The sequence below is a fragment of the Pseudarthrobacter sp. HLT1-3 genome (assembly GCF_059383535.1).
This window is the reverse complement of the sequence record NZ_JBWZCJ010000002.1, coordinates 247559-263521: the sequence shown is the minus strand read 5'-3', so window position 1 is coordinate 263521 and position 15963 is coordinate 247559. Positions and strand designations below refer to the sequence as shown.

Below are 15963 nucleotides of genomic sequence, written 5' to 3'. Positions count from 1 at the left end.
CTCCTCAACGGCTGCGTGCTCTTGCACACCCTACTTTATTATAATAATATGATTACGTCACGCTCCGGAGAGCATGTCAGCCGGCGCGACACCTGGCACTCGAACGTTGACGAGGAGTTACACACTCATGACTGATTTCACGACCTGGAATGCCGGTGGGGAGCCCATCGCCATTCGCAAGGACCTCCGCGTCCCGATGCGGGACGGCGTCGAGCTCGCCGCAGACGCCTACCACGGCCCCGAGGACAAGCCGCGCCCGGCACTGGTGGCGCTCAGCCCGTACGGCAAGGAACTACAGGCGCTGGCCCTGACCACCCCGCCGCAGCGGCGCCCCAGCCCGATGTGGGACGGCTGCATCGAGGCCGGCGACATCGCCCGCATCGTCAAGGAGGAGTACGTCCACGTCATTGGCGACCTGCGCGGCTCCGGCCACTCCGGCGGCGAGCATATCGGCAACTACAACGCCGGCGGCGTTTCGCTGGGCCAGGACGCGTACGACTTCATCGAGTGGGTCGCCGAGCAGCCGTGGTGCGACGGCAACGTCGGCATGGTCGGCATCTCCTACTTCGGCTCCATGCAGGTGCTGGCCGCGGCCGAGCGGCCGCCGTCCCTGAAGGCGATCTTCGTCTCCGGCGGCCACTACGACTTCTACGAAACCACCTACCACGGCGGAATCATGTGGTTCATGCCGCGCGCGGCCCGCGAGGGCCGCGGCGGTGACTCCGGCTGGGCGTTCACCGACGGCGTCAAGTCCCGCATGATCGAGAAGTACTCCCCCGGGGAGCTGACGAAGCTCGTCGCCAAGCGGCTTGAGGATCCCGACGTCGCGGCCTGGCCGAACCTGGTGCACGTGCTGAACTACCCGAAGAACCACGAAGCCTGGTTCGACATCGTGATGAACGAGCTCGACGGCGACTGGTACAAGGAGCACAACCCGATCACGCTGGCCCCGAACATCGACATCCCGGTCTGGCTGCAGATCGACCAGGGCCGCGGCTGGACCATGGACGGCACGATCGACCTGTTCGATTCGCTGAAGGGACCCAAGAAGCTGGACATCGGCCCCTACCCGCCGATGCAGTCCCGCCCCTTCATCGAGGAACACGACAAGATGTTCCGGTGGTACGACTACTGGATCAAGGGCATCGACAACGGCATCATGGACGAACCCGCCGTCAGCGTCTTTGTGGAGGGCTCCCGCGAGCACGTGACCGGCGAGGCGTGGCCGCCGAAGGACGTCGAGCACAAGGCCCTCTACCTGCGCCCGCGGCACAAGCTCTCCACCGAACCCGAACCGATGGGCACCGAGTACGCCGCGCCGGACGGTTTCTACCAGGCGCCGCTGACGGTGACCGACAAGGTCGAGATCATCAGCTGGTCCACCCCCGTCTTCGAGGAGGACACCGAGATGATCGGCACCGGCGCCGCGCACATCTTCGCCGAGATCGACCAGCCGGACACCAACTTCATCCTCCGCCTGTGGGACTACGCCCCCAACGGCAAACGCCAGCTCATCACCAGCGGCTACCTCAAGGCCTCGCACCGCGAACTCGACGAGCGCAGCACCGAGGGCAGCCCGCACCACCCGCACAACCGTGTGGTGCCGGTGGAACCGGGGAAGATCGAGGAGTACGTACTGCGGCTCTACCCGTTCGCGAACACCTTCAAGCCCGGTCACAAGCTGACGGTGGAACTGTCCAACGGCGAGCCGCTGGCCGACGAGCACAACGCCCTGCTCCCGCCGGATGCCTTCCACCTCCCGGTGGGCCGGCCCGTCACCCACAAGATCTACCGCGACGCCGCCCACCCGTCCCGGCTGCTCCTGCCGTTCACGACGAGCAAGGCGGCGGAAGAACAGGCGAACTGACCCCAGCGGGGGGCCGCTGCGGTTACGACCAGGCATCCCCCGCAGCCGCGTGGAAATTAACCTGATTGGCAGTCAAAAGCGCCGGCCGTAACGTTCAGACCTTGAACGTTAGGGCCGGCGGCGGTTAAGGCTGCGTTGAGGGTATGCCCCCGTCACTGCCTGCTCACTCAGCCAGCAGGAAGCACCAGTTGTCGACCATCAACTCCAGCGAAACATCGCGGTCCACGGTCCAGCCGAGCCGCATCCAGCGCCGGGAAAAGAACTCCAGCTCGCCGAAGGCCAGCGCGCAGCGCACGCGGCGGCTGGCTGCGTCGAACCGCCCTGCCCGGTCCAGGCCCGCCTGCATGTCGTCAATCGCCGCGTCGAACCACTGGTCCAGGGCCGCCTGGATGTCCGGTTCACTGGCCGCGGCCTGGTGCGCCGCCACCACGTAGGGGCGGATTTCGGCCCACTGCTCAAACTTCCGGGCGAGCCAGACCCGAATCAGCTCGCGGTCGCCGGATTCCACCACCGAATGCAACGGTGGGACATCCGCCTCGGTCAGCATCTCGTTGGACCGCTCGACCAGCGCCCGCATCAGCTGGGCCTTGGACGGAAAATGCGCGTAAAAGGTCGCCCGTGTGGTGCCCACAGCGGCAGCGATGTCGTCCACCGTCGTCGCGGCGAAACCCTTCTCCTCAAAGAGCTCCAGACCCTTTTCGAGCAGCAGTCGTCGGGTCATCTGCTTTTGAGCTTCTCGGATGCTTGCCACGTCCTCAGATTAGTGCAAATTTCCGCCCCATTCATTCACTTGACACTCTGTATAGTGACTGCCTATGCTGTTAGCAACATCACATTTCCCGTCCCCGCCGGGCGTGAACACCTTGGTCTCCGGCGCCGGGGAACCTTGGACCCGGCCCCATGCACTAGGCCGTCGACGAAGACAGTCGCCCAAGCACTGACAGCCCACGGCGGACGGCTCGACTTCGCAATCGTCCCTCCCGATCGCTCGCATCAAACAAAGGAGTTTTACATGAGCACCGATCCAGGCACCGCTCCGCCCCGGACCGCACCGCCCTCGCCCGCCGCAACAGACGCTGCGCAGCTCGGCCTGCCGCGGCTGCGGGTGAAAGGCACCCTGGCGACGGCAGCCGTCGCAGTGATGGTCGCGCAGATCGCCAACGCGCTGCCCGGCTCCCTCAACGGCGAATTCCAGCAGACGTTCAACACCGTGGGGTCCCAGCTGACCTGGATCACGGCGGCGTTCATGATCCCCGTCGTGGTTTTCGAACTGACCTTCGGCCTGCTGGGCGACAAGCTCGGCCACAAAAGGCTCGTCATCGGCGGCGCCCTGCTGCTGGCCCTCGGTTCGCTGGTGTGCGCGCTGTCCCCGACGGTTGAGCTGATGTGGATTGGTTCGGCACTCAACGGCCTGGGCGCCGGCGCGATCTTCCCGGCTTCCCTGGCCCTCGTGGCCGCCGTGACCCATAACGCCAAGGCACGCGCCAAAGGCATCGCCATGTGGGCGGGCTTTCTGTCCGTCGGTGCGGCGCTGTCCCCGCTGCTCGGCGGCATTTTCGCCAGCCAGGGCGTGTGGCGCGGCGCCTACGGCGTGGTCGCGGGCCTCAGTGTCCTGACCGTCATCCTGGCCATCCTGGTCGCGGCTGAACACAAGGCCGCACAGGGCCGCAAACCCGACTGGTGGGGCCAGACCACCTTCGCCCTCGGCCTGATCCTGGTCCTCTTCGGCCTGGTCCAGGGCCCGGAAGACGGCTGGGCTGCCCCGCACGTCGTCGGCTCCTTCGTCGCCGGCGCGCTGTTGCTGGGCGCGTTCATCCTCATCGAAACGCGCGTCGATTCGCCGCTGCTGGACCTGCGGCTGTTCCGCAACCGCGGCTTCACCATCTCCTCGATCGTCGCCGTCGTCGGCATGTTCGCGTTCCTGGGCAGCCTGTTCTCACTGAGCATGTGGCTTGGCCCGGTCCAGCACCAGAACCCGCTGAACATCGGCCTGCTCTTCCTGCTGCTCCAGGGCCCCACGTTCGTGCTGGTGCCGCTGATCTCCCGCCTGCTGACCCGGGTGGCCGGGCGCTGGCTGCTGACCGCAGGGTTCCTCCTGATGGCCATCGGCGCGCTGATGGCCTCCGGCCTGGACGTGACCAACATGGCCATGACCCCGTTCATCACCCCGGCCCTGCTGCTGGGCGTCGGTTTCGCCCTGACCCTGAGCCCAATGACCGCCATCGCCCTGAACACCGTGCCGTTGCACCTGGCCGGCATGGCCAGCGCCACCACCAACCTGCTGCGTGACCTGGGCTTCGCCCTCGGCCCGGTCCTGGCCGGCGCCGTGGCTCTGAGCACCGCGGGTGCCAGCCTCGGCGCCTCGCTGCAGACCGCCACCCTGCCCGCCGATCAGGCCGGACCCGCCAATGCCATCTTCCAGGCCGGCGGCCCGATCGCACTCAACAGCCTGCCGCCGGGAGCACCCGGCTCCGCGGCCCACGAGCTTGCCCTGCAGGCACTGGGCAACGGCTTCTCCCAGGCCTTCTTCGTCTGTGCAATTGCCGCAGCCGCCGCGGCCCTGCTCACCCTGATCGGCCTCCACGGCGTCAAGGACACCCACCCCTCCGCCGAAGCCTTTGTCGACCCGCTGGTGGAAACCCCGGCGGAACCCGCCGCGGCGGCACCTGCGCCAGCCGTTTCAACCGCCACCCCGGCAACGGCACCGTCTGCCTGACAGCCGGACGGCCGAACTGAGCGGGGGCCACTGCGCTCCCGCCCAGTTACACCCCGCCAGACCTCAAAAGCCCGGCGTGTTCCAAAGAAGGACACGCCGGTCTTTTGTGTGTCCGAACCAGTCACCGGCAACAGCAACCGGGCAGGAGCGCGGGCTAGTACAGCTAGTCGCCGCCGCCGAGCTTTCCGGCGAGCCGTTCGCGCATCAGGAGGCTCGCGTCGTTGAGACCCACCACGTCGACGGTCTTGCCGTGGCGCCGGTACTTCTCGGTGATGGCGTCCAGCGCGGCGATGGTGGAGGCGTCCCAGAGGTGGGAGGCGTGCATGTCGATGACCACCAGTTCCGGATCCAGGGCGTAGTCGAACTGGGTGTAGAGGTCATTTGAGGAGGCGAAGAAGAGCTCGCCGTCGACCTTGTAGGTGGCGACCGGACGACCGTCGACGTCGGCCACAGTGCGGTCCACTGTGACGAAGTGCGCCACCCGGCGGGCGAACAGCACCATTGCCACCAGCACACCGACGCCGACGCCGATCGCCAGGTTGTGCGTCGCCACGGTGACGATCACGGTGGCCACCATCACGAGCGTTTCACTCTTGGGCAGCGCCTTCAGTGTGGACGGCCGGATGCTGTGCCAGTCGAAGGTGGCCACGGCAACAAAGATCATCACGGCAACCAGGGCGCCCATCGGGATGAGGGACACGATGTCGCCGAGGGCCACCACCAGGATGAGCAGGAACACGCCGGCGAGGAAGGTCGAGATTCGTGTCCGTGCGCCGGAGGCCTTGACGTTGATCATGGTCTGCCCGATCATCGCGCAGCCGCCCATGCCTCCGAAGAAGCCGGTGACAACGTTGGCGACACCCTGCCCCCAGGCCTCGTGGGTCTTGTGGGAGCGGGTGTCCGTGATGTCGTCGACGAGTTTCGCGGTCATGAGGGATTCGAGCAGCCCCACGAAGGCCATGGCCAGGGCGAACGGGAAGATCACCTGCAGCGTCCCAAGCGTCAGCGGCACGTTGGGAAGGAAGAGGGCCGGCAACGAGTCGGGCAACGCGCCCTTGTCCCCCACCGTGGGGACGGCGACGGCGGCCAGCACCGTAACAAGCGTGAGGACCACGATCGCAACGAGCGGTGCGGGCACGGCTTTGGTCAGTCGGGGCAGGCCGAAGACTATCAGCAGGCCCACCGCGGTGAGCGGATAGACCAGCCAGGGGACGCCGACCAGTTCGGGGACCTGGGACATGAAGATAAGAATGGCCAGGGCGTTGACGAACCCGACCATGACCGAGCGGGGAATGAACCGCATCAGCTTGGCCACCCCTGACAGGCCCAGGATGATCTGGAAGAGGCCGGCGAGGATGACGGCGGCGATGAGGTAATCCAGGCCGTGGGATTTCACCAGCGGGGCAATCACCAGGGCAACGGCGCCGGTGGCCGCCGAGATCATGGCCGGGCGGCCGCCGACGACGGCGATCGTGACCGCCATGGTGAAGGAGGCGAAAAGCCCGATCCGGGGGTCAACGCCGGCGATGATGGAGAAGGCGATGGCCTCCGGGATGAGCGCCAGCGCCACGACGAGCCCGCCGAGGACCTCGGTCTTGAGCCGGCGCGGGGACCGGAGGGTGCCGCGGACTGATTGAAGCTGTTCCGGGGTCAGAACCGGAACAGCTTCGGCGGTTTTGGTGGCCATTGCTGGCTCCGTTCAATCTCGGGAAGACGCGCCTGGGCGGCTTCGTTACTCAGACAACGGCTGGCTACGTCGGCAAGAAGGGAGGGGGCTGCACTGCACCGGAAGGGAAGTCACGAGGCAAGGGCGCCGGGCGGAAGCGGCCGCGGCTCACCTTGCATGGGCAACTTTACCGTGCGGGCCCGGGGCCGGTGTTGTGCATCGCTCCTGACGGAAAGATCCCTCAGCCGCGAAGCCGGGCGAGCAGCAGGGTTACCGCTTGTTCAAAGGGCGCGTCCCCGCCGGCCGCGGTACCGTCCGCCAAGTCATCTTCCGCGGCCCCCGGTGCCAGCACGTCGAAACCGTCCGGCTGCAGGGTGTCTGAAAAGACCAGCAAACCCACGCCGCGCTCAACGAGTTCGGCTATGGTCTGGAGCTCTTCGGGCGAACGGTCCGCCGGAACGGAGCCGAGGATAACGCCGTCGGCACCCCCGGAGAGCATAAACTGACGCCAGCTGTCGCCCAGCAGGATGACCGGCTGGTAGCCGTGCCGGGACAGGATGCCGGCGGCTGCGGTGGCCAGCGCTCGGTCCCAGTCGTCGTCGAGGTCGGTGATGGCCACGGCCATGACGTCGGTGCGCCCGCGCCGCATCCCGCGGGCGGCCCGGTTGGGCACATAGCCCAGTTCGTGGGCTGCGGCATGGACCCGGTCGTGCGTGGGCTGGCTGATCCGGGTGTTACCTCCGGGGCGGCCGGACAGCACGTAGGACACCGTGGTCAGGGACACGCCCGCGGCCTCCGCGACGTCGCGGATGGTGGGCTTGGCTCCGTGCCGCACTGATGACTCCCGGGTGGTTCTCCGCCGCGGATCCGTGGCGTTGCTGAAACTTTCGTCCTGGGGTGGACCCCCTCCGTGAACTCTAGCCCTCACACCAACGCGGGGTCACTTAGCCTCAATCCACCGGTCGGTTTGAGGTTGTAGCGGCGGTTTAAACGGAGAATGCCTGTCGGATCGGGAAAAATGGGGTTTGTCTAGAACTCCGTTTGGCCAATCCGAGAGGCATCTCGTAGGTGCAACTTTTCCATAGATCCACGCGCGTGTCAGCCGCGTTCGATGATTCCAATCTCGTGTCGGCCGCAGGTCTGGTCCCGGCGATGGCGCTGGCGGTGAAAACCTGCCTCGGTGAACTCGCTGATCAGTGGCTGACGCTGCCCGGATACTTCGGCGCGAATGCGGGGTTGAAGGTCACTGCGATGGTCGCGGGCATGGTCGCGGGGGCCGATTCCATCGATGACATGGCCTTGTTGCGGCACGGCGGGATGAAGAAACTTTTCGCCGGTGCATATGCCCCGTCAACTTTGGGATCGTTCCTGCGGGCGTTCACCTTCGGCCATGTCCGTCAGCTCGACGCCCTCGCGGCCCGGTGGCTGGTGAACGTCGCCGCCGTGGCCCCGATCGCCTCCGGTATCGATGATTACGCTTTGGTCGATATCGACGACACCATCAAGGAAGTCCACGGCTACCGGAAACAGGGTTCCGGATACGGTTACTCCGGGGTCCGGGGACTGAACGCGCTGATTGGGATCCTCTCGACCGCGACCGCGGCGCCGGTCATCATCGGCGCGAGGCTGCGCAAGGGAAGCTCCGGCTCCCCGCGCGGGGCGGGGAAGTTCATCGGTGAATCCTTGCCACCGTGAAACGGCTGCGCGGCAAGGATGCCACCGGGCTGGTGCTGCTGCGCGCCGACAGTGCGTTCTACGGCCACCCGGTCGTCGCCGCTGCCCACCGCGCAGGCGCGAAAGTGTCCATTACCGCCAGGATGGACCCGGCCGTCAAACGTGCCATCGCCACCATCAACGAGAAGGCCTGGACCACAATCCAATACACCGACGCGGTCCGCGATGAAACCACCGGAGCCTGGATTTCCTCGGCGGAAGTCGCCGAAACCGCCTTCACCGCCTTCGTGGGCCGAAAGAAAGCCGAACGCGTCCACGGGCGCCTGGTCGTGCGCCGGATCCCGGAACTGAACGCCAAAGCAGGCGCAGGCCAACAGACCCTGTTCGACACCCACCGCTTCCACGCCTTCTTCACCACCAGCGCCCTGGACGCCGTCACCGCAGACAAAACCCACCGCCAACACGCCATCATCGAGCAGGTCAACGCGGACCTCAAAGACAGTGCCCTGGCGCACCTGCCCTCGGGAAAGTTCACCGCCAACGCGGCCTGGCTGGTCCTGGCGACCATCGCCTTCAACCTCTCGCGCGCCATCGGCACCCTCGCCGGCACCGACCTGGGCAAGGCACGCAGCGGCACCATCCGCCGAAAACTCATCACCGTCCCCGCCAGGATCGCGACCTCGGCACGGAAAATCACCCTGCACCGTCCTGCTCACTGGCCTTGGGAAACCAGCTGGTCACAACTCTTCGAAGCGGCCTGCGGGCCACCACGGACCGCCGCTATCTGACCACCCAGCCGACTCGGCGCAACCAGGACCAGGAACACCACCGGCAGCAAGGCCGGGAACTCCGTCATGCCCAACGACCGAACGCGGACCCAGATCAGAACGACCCCGCCCCATCAAACACAACCGGTGGATCGAGGCTTAGCGCCCATCCCAGCCCTTCCGGATCGGCGCCAGGTGACCCCGCGTTTGGGATCCACGGGGCTACCGGTAATTCGGCCCCCTCTAAAATCCACAAGGAACCCGGGCAGGAGCAAGTGTGTCGCTTTGTTGCCTGCCGTGACGCAGTGGGACAAAAACCTGTGCCGCCGGGCCCGGCTCGCCTAGATTGCATAGAAAGCCCGCAGATCGCAGGAGGTGTCGGACTTGTCGCTGACCACGCGCCGGACAACCCACCGGCTCACCATCGAGGCCCCGGCCGACCTCATCTTCGCGATGCTGCGCGACTCCTCGCATTGGCCCTACCTCGACGGCCTGACCGTCTACGCCGAGCGGGTCAGCGGCGACGACGCCGACCACGAACTCCGGACCTCGGTCGTGGCGAACGGGTCGCTGAACTCCAGCCACTGCCACCGGACCTTTGATGCCGCAGGACACCGTGGCGAGTTCCGGCAGCTCGGGCTGGAGCCTCCGCTGCTGAGCCTTGGCGGCCGCTGGGCGATCCGCCCAGCGGAGGGGTCTTCCGAGGTCACGCTGGATCACGAGTTTGAGGTGGACGAGGAAGCCGGGGAGCTGCCGGAGCAGATCCACCACGCCATCGACGAGTTCAGCCGGCGGGAGCTCGAGGCGCTGCGCCTGAGCTGCGAGCGCCTCGCCCTGCTGCTGCGCCAGCACTCCGGGGCCGGCCCCGCCGGCAGCGCCGCCGGCAGCCACAGCAGAGGGGCGTAGCCCCGTTGTCAGACGACAGATACACCACCGAACGGGACAGCTTCGGGCGGCTGCTGGCCGACCGCGAAGTCTGGCGGCAGGCGGGCACCATCCCGGCGGCCGGCGAGCTCACCGCGCGCTGGCTTGAGGGCCGGAGCCAGTACCAGCCGGGAACTTTCACCCCCGGTTTCGACGACGAGACGACGGCCATCGCCGGGGAGCTCGCGGCCCTGAACCGGAACGGGCTCTTCACCAGGGAGTCACAACCCGGTCTGCCCGCCGAGGGACACACACAGCGCGCCTACGTGACCGGATTCTGCAGTGCTGCCTCGGCGGCCGCGCTTCTGCAGCTGTCCGGCCGGACCGAGCTGGTGACCGTTGCCCACGCCCCCGGCGAAGCCAGCCAGGCCTCCATTCCTGTGACCCTCCGGGACGGCGAAGTGGTGACGGTACTGGGCAGCAGCGAAAGCCCGGCCGGCGAAGACCAGCTCCGCGACTGGTCTGAGGAGGCCAACGATTCCCTCGCCCTGCTGCTCGCCGAGTCCTGGTACGTGGAGGTCTTCGACCCGGTCTGGGGCCGAAACGGCGTTCTCCTGCCCGCAGTCCTCACGGCGCTGGCCGGCGCGGAAACAGCAAGCTAGGGCGAATCCCAGCCGATGCTGGCGGCCTCGTCCAGGGTGCGTGCCTCGAAATGCTCCAGCATCTCGCGCATGCCCTCCATGCTCTGCTTGAACATCTCGGACGCCCGCCACACTTCAGCCTGTTCCAGGGATTCCCACGGACCGGTGCTGATGAACCGGTTCCGGACGTCGCGGTCATGCATCAGCACCGCCTTCGCGTGCGGGAAGTCCTCCTGGGTCTTCCGGGCCAGATCCCGCCAGGCCTGCACAAAATCATTCTCGCGGCCGGGGTGTACCAGCCAGATTCCGAGCGTATAAACCGACACGTCGATCGCCTCCGTAGTCTGCAAGGGGTGGATACCCCCGATTATCGGCCCGGCCTTCGTGTGGCCGGTAGGGCCGATTTACCCGACGGCGGCATCCTTCCCGGTTCAGGAAGTCAGTGCGCAGCAGGCATCGGATTTGTAGTCTGATGCCATGGAAACCAAGGACAAAGTAGCCGGATTCTTCGATCGCTACGCGTCGGCGCTGCTGGCCCGTGACGCCAGGGCCATCGCGGCCTTGTATGCGGTTCCGTCGCTGATCCTGTTCCCGGGCACGTCGATCCCGGTCAGCGACACCCGGCAGACCGAGGAGTTCTTCGCGTCCGCCTTCAGCCAGTACGACGGTGTGAACGACGTCGGGAAGCGGATCTCGATCATGGGCGAAGCTCCCGGGACCGTCTGGGCCGACGTCACCTGGTCATACCAGGGCCGGCCGCCCGAGCGGTTTTGCTACCAGCTCATCGACAGCGCCGAGGGTTACCAGATCGCGGTGCTGACGCTGATGGCCTGACCCAGCCCCACTCCACCCCGTAAACCGTGGACCCACGGAGCAACGCGGGGTCACTTCGCGCCGGTCCGGGGCCCCGGGATGGGCGCGGAGTGACCCCGCGTTGGGGTTTTCAGACTTTCCGGTGGATCGACTTGTAGCTCAGGTACGCGTTGAGGCCCTCGACGCCGTACTCGGTGCCCAGACCGGAGTCGTGCCGGCCGCCGAACGGTGCGGCGTGGTTGGAGGCGAAGAAGTTGATGCCCACCGAGCCGGTGTCCATCCGGTCCGCGACGGCGAGCGCAGCCTCCGGATCAGCGCCGAAGACCAGGCCGCCCAGGCCGAACTCGGTGTTGTTCGCCAGCGCAACGGCCTCATCGACGCTGCCGCCGGCGTCGTTGTACTTCAGGATGCAAATGACCGGTCCGAAGATCTCCTCGCGGGAGATCCGCATGTCCGGCGTGACGTCGGCGAACACGGTGGGCTCCACGAAGTACCCGCCTTCGAGCCCGCCGCCCAGGGACGCCGCACGTCCGCCGGTGGTCGCGCGGGCGCCTTCGGCCAGGCCCGAGTCCACGTAGTCCAGCACGGTCCGGTACTGCGACTCGGTGGCGCAGGGCCCGAAGACCGTGTCCGGGTCCAGCGGGTCGCCCTGTTTTCCGGCGGCGATGGTCCGGGTGACCATGTCCACGACTTCCTCGTAGCGGCTGGCGGGAGCCAGGATTCGGGTCGAGATGTAGCAGGTCTGCCCGGTGTTGCGCATCGAGGAGCGGATCAGCACCTTGGACATCGCGTCCAGGTCCGCGTCCGGCAGCACGATTGCGCTGGACTTTCCGCCGAGCTCCAGCGTGACCGGGCGCAGCAGCTCGCCGCAGGCCGCCGCGATCTTCCGGCCCACCGGCGTCGAACCGGTGAAGGCGACCTTGTCCACGCCCGGGTGCTTCACCAGCGCATCACCCAGCCGGCCGGAACCGGTGACCAGGTTGACGACGCCGGCCGGGACGCCGGCCGCGGCCACGGCGTCGACGATCACCCGGAGCGACAGCGGGGTGGGCGACGCCGGCTTCATCACCACAGTGCAGCCGGCCAGCAGCGCCGGGGCGAGCTTGATGACCACCAGGTTGATCGGGAAGTTCCAGGGCGCGATCAGCGCGCACACCCCGATCGGTTCGCGCCGGACCACGGATTCGCCGCCGCCCCGGGGGAAGGCCCGGACGTCCTCGCGCTCCAGATAGCCGGCGAGGGAGGCGAAGTAGCGGAAGATGCCGGCGGCGTTGGCCGCGGCCCCGGCGGATTCCGAGACCGGCGAGCCGTTCTCGCGGGTGTTGGTCAGCGAGAGTTCCCCGGCGCGATTCTCCACTTCCTCGGCGATGCGCAGCAGGTATGCGGCCCGTTCGGAGGGCGCCAGCCGCGGCCAGGCGCCGTCGTCGAACGCGTTACGGGCGGAGTCGACGGCGGCGTCCACGTCTTCGGCGCTTCCGTCCGGGACGGAGCCCCAGACTTCGCCGGTGGCGGGGTCGGTGACCGGGTTGCGGGCCGGGCCGCGGGCAGGGGTCCACGCGCCGTTGATATAGACGTCGTCCACGTGCGCGTACGGCAGGCTCAGCGCTGCCCGGGCGGCCAGGGCGGGGGCGTCGTGCGTCGCGGCGGTCATCGGATCACGGCCGTCTTGAGCAGGGCGGTGGAGCGGTCCAGGTCGGCGGTGGCCATGTCGTGGGCGGCCTGGGTGATGAGTTCGGGCACGATTTCGGAGGCCAGCCGGTCGGTGTAGGTGGCCGGGTCCATTTTGAACCAGGTGGAGGCCAGGGCGATCCCTGCCTGGTCGAACCGCCAGAGCCGGTCGGCGTCGCGCATCAGCGCATCTTCCAGGGAGTGGGCCAGCGGGCGGGTGTCGTGGCCGTCGATGATCGCGCAGACCCGCTCGATGAATTCCGCGGAGTAGCCCAGGCCCGGGAGCACCCGGCGGGCCACGTCGCAGCCCTGTTTCTCGTGTTCGTAGCGGATGGCGGCCTTGCGCCAGTCGCCCGCGAAGCCCTCCGAGATGATGCGGGATTCGTCCACGTGGGCCCAGCCGGTGTCGTGCAGCAGGGTGGCCACCCGGACCAGTTCGGCGTCGGCGTCGGGGTAGGCCCGGCAGAGCCGCTCGGCGAAGGCGAGCGAGATCGGCAGGTGGATGTCGTTGCCGCGGGTGCGGGTCTCGTGCACCACGGCCTGCCAGAGCCGGTCGAGTTCCTCGAGCGCCGCCGGGGTGGTGGCGATCGGGGCGGTGTCCACCGGTCCCTGCGCCGGGACCGGCCGGACCGGGTACGCGGCGGCGAAGTCCGCAGCCGCGGGATGGGCGGCCGCTGGGGTTTCGGGAACCGGGTTCGCGGTGCCGGTCTCGGCAACCGGGGTCTTGGGGGTGGTCATAATGCTCCTTCGGGTGGGGCCGACTCACTGTCTGAGTGGAGTTAGCTGTCCGTGGTGATCGTTTTGAGGGGTGTGGCCGGGTCCGCGGCGGCGTCGGCGGGGATGTTCTGGCCTTTGGCGAGGGCGTTTTTGACCGCCATGAAGTCCAGCGGGGCGTTGACGCAGTCCGCGGCGATGACCTGGTCCTGGCGGTAGTAGAGGACACTGAATTTTCCGCGTTCCTCGTCGCGCCGCAGCACGGTCCGGTCGTAGCCGTTGCAGAGTCCGGCGATCTGGAGTTTGAGGTCGGCCTGGTTGGACCAGAACCACGGGATGCCGGCGTATTCCTCGCGCCGGCCGGTGAGGGAGTAGGCGGCCACCTTGGCGTGTTCGATCGCGTTGTTCACGCTTTCGAGCCGGATCCGCTCGTCCGGTTCCGAGCCGGGCACCGGGTTGGGCATGTTGGCGCAGTCGCCGATTGCCACCGTGGTGCCGTCCGAGGCCAGCGCGAAGCGGTCCACGACGATCCCGTTGTCCACGGCCAGGCCAAGCTGTTCGGCCAGCTGGATGTTGGGGATGACGCCGATGCCGACCAGCACGATCTGCGCGGGCAGCACGCTGCCGTCCTGGAGTTCGACACCGGCGACGGCCCGGCGGCCGTCACCCGAGGCGTCTCCCGGGGCGTCTCCCTCGATGAAGCGTGTGGCACTCGTGTTCAGCCGGATGTCCAGGCCGCGGGCCCGGTGGGCCTGCAGGAAGTACTCGGCGGTTTCCTCGCCGACGGCGCGGCCCACCAGGCGCGGCCCGAATTCCAGCACGGTGACGTTCTTGCCCATCTTCTGCAGGCTGGACGCGGCTTCGAGGCCGATGAATCCGCCGCCGATCACCACCACGTCTTGGGCGTCCCCCACCCGGGCCTTGAGTGCCAGGGCGTCGTCGGCGTTGCGCAGGTAGAGCACGCCGTCGAGGTCCCCGCCCTCGATCTCCATTTTGCGGGCACGCGCGCCAACGGTGAGGGCAAGGCGTTTGAAGGGGAACTGCCTGCCCGAGGCGGAGTGCGCGATGCCGGAGCCGTCGGCCTCCTTGTCAATCCTGGCGATGTATTCGCCCTTGACGAGGTCCACGTTGTGTTCGGCCCAGTACTCATTGGAGCGGAAAATCAAGGATTCGCTCTCCACCGTGCCCTGCAGGAACTCCTTGGACAGGGCCGGGCGCTGATAGGGGCGGTGGTCCTCGTCGCCGAGCAGGGTGATGTGCTCATCGAATCCCAGCGCACGGAGGGAGACCGCGAGCTGGACGCCGGACTGGCTCGCGCCGATGATCAGCAGGCCGGTGCGGGTAGGGCTGTCCGGCTGCGCGGCGGCCCCGGCGGAGGTCTTCTCGGCTGCGGCAACATGGGTGCCCATTCCTACACCTGGGTTTCCGGGGTGGTGACGAACAGCTCGAGCTCGTCGGTCAGGCGGAGCTGGCAGGACAGCCGCGAGTTCTCCTCGCGGTCCACGGCGGTGCCGTACAGCATCTCGTCCTCCATGTCCTCCATCGCCGGGAGCTGCGGGAGGCAATCCTCACGGACGAAGACGTGGCAGGTGGCGCAGGACAGCGATCCGCCGCATTCGGCCACGATGCCGGGGACGCCGTTGCGCACCGCGGTTTCCATGACGGAGTCGCCGGGGTTGCCCTGGACGTCGCGGACGGCGCCTTCTGCGTCGGTGAAATGAACCGTTGGCATTGGTCCTCCTTGGGGTTGAAAGCTGAAAGTCGAGTAAGAAAGGGAGTCAGATGAACTGGCGGCCGCCGTCGACCACCATGGTCTGGCCGGTGTAGTAGGAACTGTCCGGCCCGGCCAGGAAGAGCGCCGCGCCCACGATGTCCTCCGGCTGGCTGGCCCGCTTGATCGCGCCGCGGTCCACGCCGTAGTTCTCGGCGTTCTGCATCAGCCCGTAGCTGGCCTCGGTGAGGGTGAAGCCGGGGGCGATCGCGTTGACCGTGATCCCCCGCCGGCCCAGTTCCTTGGCCAGCACCCGGGTCAGGGCAACCACCCCGCCCTTGGAGGCGACGTAGTGCAGCCACTGCTCCGAGCCGCTGAAGATCGTGGCGCTGGAGAGGTTGATGACGCGGCCCCCGTCGGGCAGGTACGGGCTCGCCGCGCGGGTGACCAGCCAGGGGCCCTTGAGGTTCACGTTCATGACCAGGTCCCATTCGGCCGGGTCAATGTCCTCGAACGGGCTGCGGGTCACCCCCGCGTAGACCGCCGCGTTATTGAGCACGACGTCGATGCTTCCGTTGCCGAACTCCGCGCAGCTTTTCGCGAGGGCCTCGGTGGACTCGACGCTCGTGACGTCCGCATGGAAAGCTGCAGCGTCAGCCCCGGATTCCCGGACCAGCTTCGCGGTTTCCTCCGCACCTTCGAGGTTCACGTCAGCCACCGCCACGCGGTAGCCGCGGCGGGCGAAGCCGAGCGCGAACGCCCGGCCCAGCCCGCCGGCGGCACCGGTGATCAGGACGGTGCGGGCAGGCTGGCCCGCCGGGCCGGCCCCGCCGTCGTCGTTATATTCCGCTACAGGCATATT

At 67.5% G+C, this 15963-nt stretch carries 14 protein-coding genes and 1 pseudogene; 6 read left to right on the top strand and 9 right to left on the bottom strand.

What is annotated here, in order from left to right; translation table 11 throughout:
* Window positions 1-127: 127 nt before the first annotated feature.
* A complete protein-coding gene (locus tag AC50X9_RS02915) occupies window positions 128-1867 on the top strand; it encodes a CocE/NonD family hydrolase (protein WP_494890000.1) in 1740 nt (579 codons plus the stop codon).
* A 163-nt stretch (window positions 1868-2030) separates the two neighbouring features.
* Here AC50X9_RS02915 and AC50X9_RS02910 read toward each other — a convergent pair whose 3' ends face one another.
* On the bottom strand, window positions 2031-2618 hold the full coding sequence (locus AC50X9_RS02910; RefSeq protein WP_494889998.1) for a TetR/AcrR family transcriptional regulator: 588 nt from the start codon (window positions 2616-2618) through the stop codon (window positions 2031-2033).
* 261 nt (window positions 2619-2879) lie between these two features.
* On the opposite strand from AC50X9_RS02910, the gene AC50X9_RS02905 reads away from it, so the two are divergent.
* Window positions 2880-4583 carry an MFS transporter gene (locus tag AC50X9_RS02905; RefSeq protein ID WP_494889996.1) on the top strand — a complete coding sequence of 568 codons (1704 nt, stop codon included), beginning with the start codon at window positions 2880-2882 and terminating at the stop codon, window positions 4581-4583.
* Between the two features lie 163 nt (window positions 4584-4746).
* Here the strand turns inward: AC50X9_RS02905 and AC50X9_RS02900 are convergent, their stop codons facing one another.
* Both AC50X9_RS02900 and AC50X9_RS02895 read right to left on the bottom strand, forming a co-directional pair.
* On the bottom strand, window positions 4747-6270 hold the full coding sequence (locus AC50X9_RS02900; protein WP_494889993.1) for a SulP family inorganic anion transporter: 1524 nt from the start codon (window positions 6268-6270) through the stop codon (window positions 4747-4749).
* A 220-nt stretch (window positions 6271-6490) separates the two neighbouring features.
* Window positions 6491-7084 (bottom strand): LacI family DNA-binding transcriptional regulator, encoded by a 594-nt coding sequence (locus AC50X9_RS02895; RefSeq protein ID WP_494889991.1) that lies wholly within the window; start codon window positions 7082-7084, stop codon window positions 6491-6493.
* A 233-nt stretch (window positions 7085-7317) separates the two neighbouring features.
* Between AC50X9_RS02895 and AC50X9_RS02890 the strand changes: the two are divergent.
* The 3 genes and pseudogenes from AC50X9_RS02890 to AC50X9_RS02880 all read left to right on the top strand — a co-directional run bounded on the left by AC50X9_RS02890 (window position 7318) and on the right by AC50X9_RS02880 (window position 10216).
* Window positions 7318-8711, top strand: a pseudogene (locus AC50X9_RS02890) (IS1380 family transposase).
* A gap of 363 nt (window positions 8712-9074) precedes the next feature.
* Window positions 9075-9596: an SRPBCC family protein gene (locus tag AC50X9_RS02885; RefSeq protein WP_494889989.1), complete on the top strand. Its 522-nt coding sequence runs from the start codon at window positions 9075-9077 to the stop codon at window positions 9594-9596.
* A gap of 5 nt (window positions 9597-9601) precedes the next feature.
* Complete coding sequence (locus AC50X9_RS02880) at window positions 9602-10216, top strand: DUF6919 domain-containing protein (RefSeq protein ID WP_494889987.1); 615 nt, start codon at window positions 9602-9604, stop codon at window positions 10214-10216.
* On the opposite strand, the gene AC50X9_RS02875 is transcribed toward AC50X9_RS02880, so the two are convergent.
* On the bottom strand, window positions 10213-10521 hold the full coding sequence (locus AC50X9_RS02875) for an antibiotic biosynthesis monooxygenase family protein (protein ID WP_494889985.1): 309 nt from the start codon (window positions 10519-10521) through the stop codon (window positions 10213-10215). The two genes, AC50X9_RS02880 and AC50X9_RS02875, sit on opposite strands and share 4 nt — an antisense overlap.
* A gap of 151 nt (window positions 10522-10672) precedes the next feature.
* Here AC50X9_RS02875 and AC50X9_RS02870 point away from each other — a divergent pair, with 151 nt between their 5' ends.
* Complete coding sequence (locus tag AC50X9_RS02870) at window positions 10673-11029, top strand: hypothetical protein (RefSeq protein WP_494889983.1); 357 nt, start codon at window positions 10673-10675, stop codon at window positions 11027-11029.
* Between the two features lie 109 nt (window positions 11030-11138).
* On the opposite strand, the gene AC50X9_RS02865 is transcribed toward AC50X9_RS02870, so the two are convergent.
* From AC50X9_RS02865 to AC50X9_RS02845, 5 genes are read right to left on the bottom strand one after another with little or no spacing between them, the layout of a single operon-like run.
* The gene (locus AC50X9_RS02865) at window positions 11139-12659 is read right to left on the bottom strand and encodes an aldehyde dehydrogenase family protein (protein ID WP_494889981.1); all 1521 of its coding nucleotides are present in this window, start codon (window positions 12657-12659) and stop codon (window positions 11139-11141) included.
* Complete coding sequence (locus AC50X9_RS02860; RefSeq protein ID WP_494889979.1) at window positions 12656-13414, bottom strand: HD domain-containing protein; 759 nt, start codon at window positions 13412-13414, stop codon at window positions 12656-12658. The genes AC50X9_RS02865 and AC50X9_RS02860 overlap by 4 nt, the downstream gene beginning before the upstream one ends.
* Before the next feature lie 41 nt (window positions 13415-13455).
* Window positions 13456-14799: an NAD(P)/FAD-dependent oxidoreductase gene (locus tag AC50X9_RS02855; protein ID WP_494889977.1), complete on the bottom strand. Its 1344-nt coding sequence runs from the start codon at window positions 14797-14799 to the stop codon at window positions 13456-13458.
* 2 nt (window positions 14800-14801) lie between these two features.
* Window positions 14802-15122, bottom strand: coding sequence for a 2Fe-2S iron-sulfur cluster-binding protein (locus AC50X9_RS02850; protein ID WP_494889975.1), 321 nt, complete (start codon window positions 15120-15122; stop codon window positions 14802-14804).
* Between the two features lie 46 nt (window positions 15123-15168).
* Complete coding sequence (locus AC50X9_RS02845) at window positions 15169-15960, bottom strand: SDR family NAD(P)-dependent oxidoreductase (protein ID WP_494889973.1); 792 nt, start codon at window positions 15958-15960, stop codon at window positions 15169-15171.
* Window positions 15961-15963 lie beyond the last annotated feature (3 nt).

Bases quoted from the DNA above. Each gene is read 5' to 3' on its own strand.
- AC50X9_RS02915 (WP_494890000.1), top strand. From the start codon at position 128: ATGACTGATTTCACGACCTGGAATGCCGGTGGGGAGCCCATCGCCATT.
- AC50X9_RS02905 (WP_494889996.1), top strand. From the start codon at position 2,880: ATGAGCACCGATCCAGGCACCGCTCCGCCCCGGACCGCACCGCCCTCG.
- AC50X9_RS02900 (WP_494889993.1), bottom strand. From the start codon at position 6,270: ATGGCCACCAAAACCGCCGAAGCTGTTCCGGTTCTGACCCCGGAACAG.
- AC50X9_RS02870 (WP_494889983.1), top strand. From the start codon at position 10,673: ATGGAAACCAAGGACAAAGTAGCCGGATTCTTCGATCGCTACGCGTCG.
- AC50X9_RS02865 (WP_494889981.1), bottom strand. From the start codon at position 12,659: ATGACCGCCGCGACGCACGACGCCCCCGCCCTGGCCGCCCGGGCAGCG.
- AC50X9_RS02860 (WP_494889979.1), bottom strand. From the start codon at position 13,414: ATGACCACCCCCAAGACCCCGGTTGCCGAGACCGGCACCGCGAACCCG.
- AC50X9_RS02855 (WP_494889977.1), bottom strand. From the start codon at position 14,799: ATGGGCACCCATGTTGCCGCAGCCGAGAAGACCTCCGCCGGGGCCGCC.
- AC50X9_RS02850 (WP_494889975.1), bottom strand. From the start codon at position 15,122: ATGCCAACGGTTCATTTCACCGACGCAGAAGGCGCCGTCCGCGACGTC.
- AC50X9_RS02845 (WP_494889973.1), bottom strand. From the start codon at position 15,960: ATGCCTGTAGCGGAATATAACGACGACGGCGGGGCCGGCCCGGCGGGC.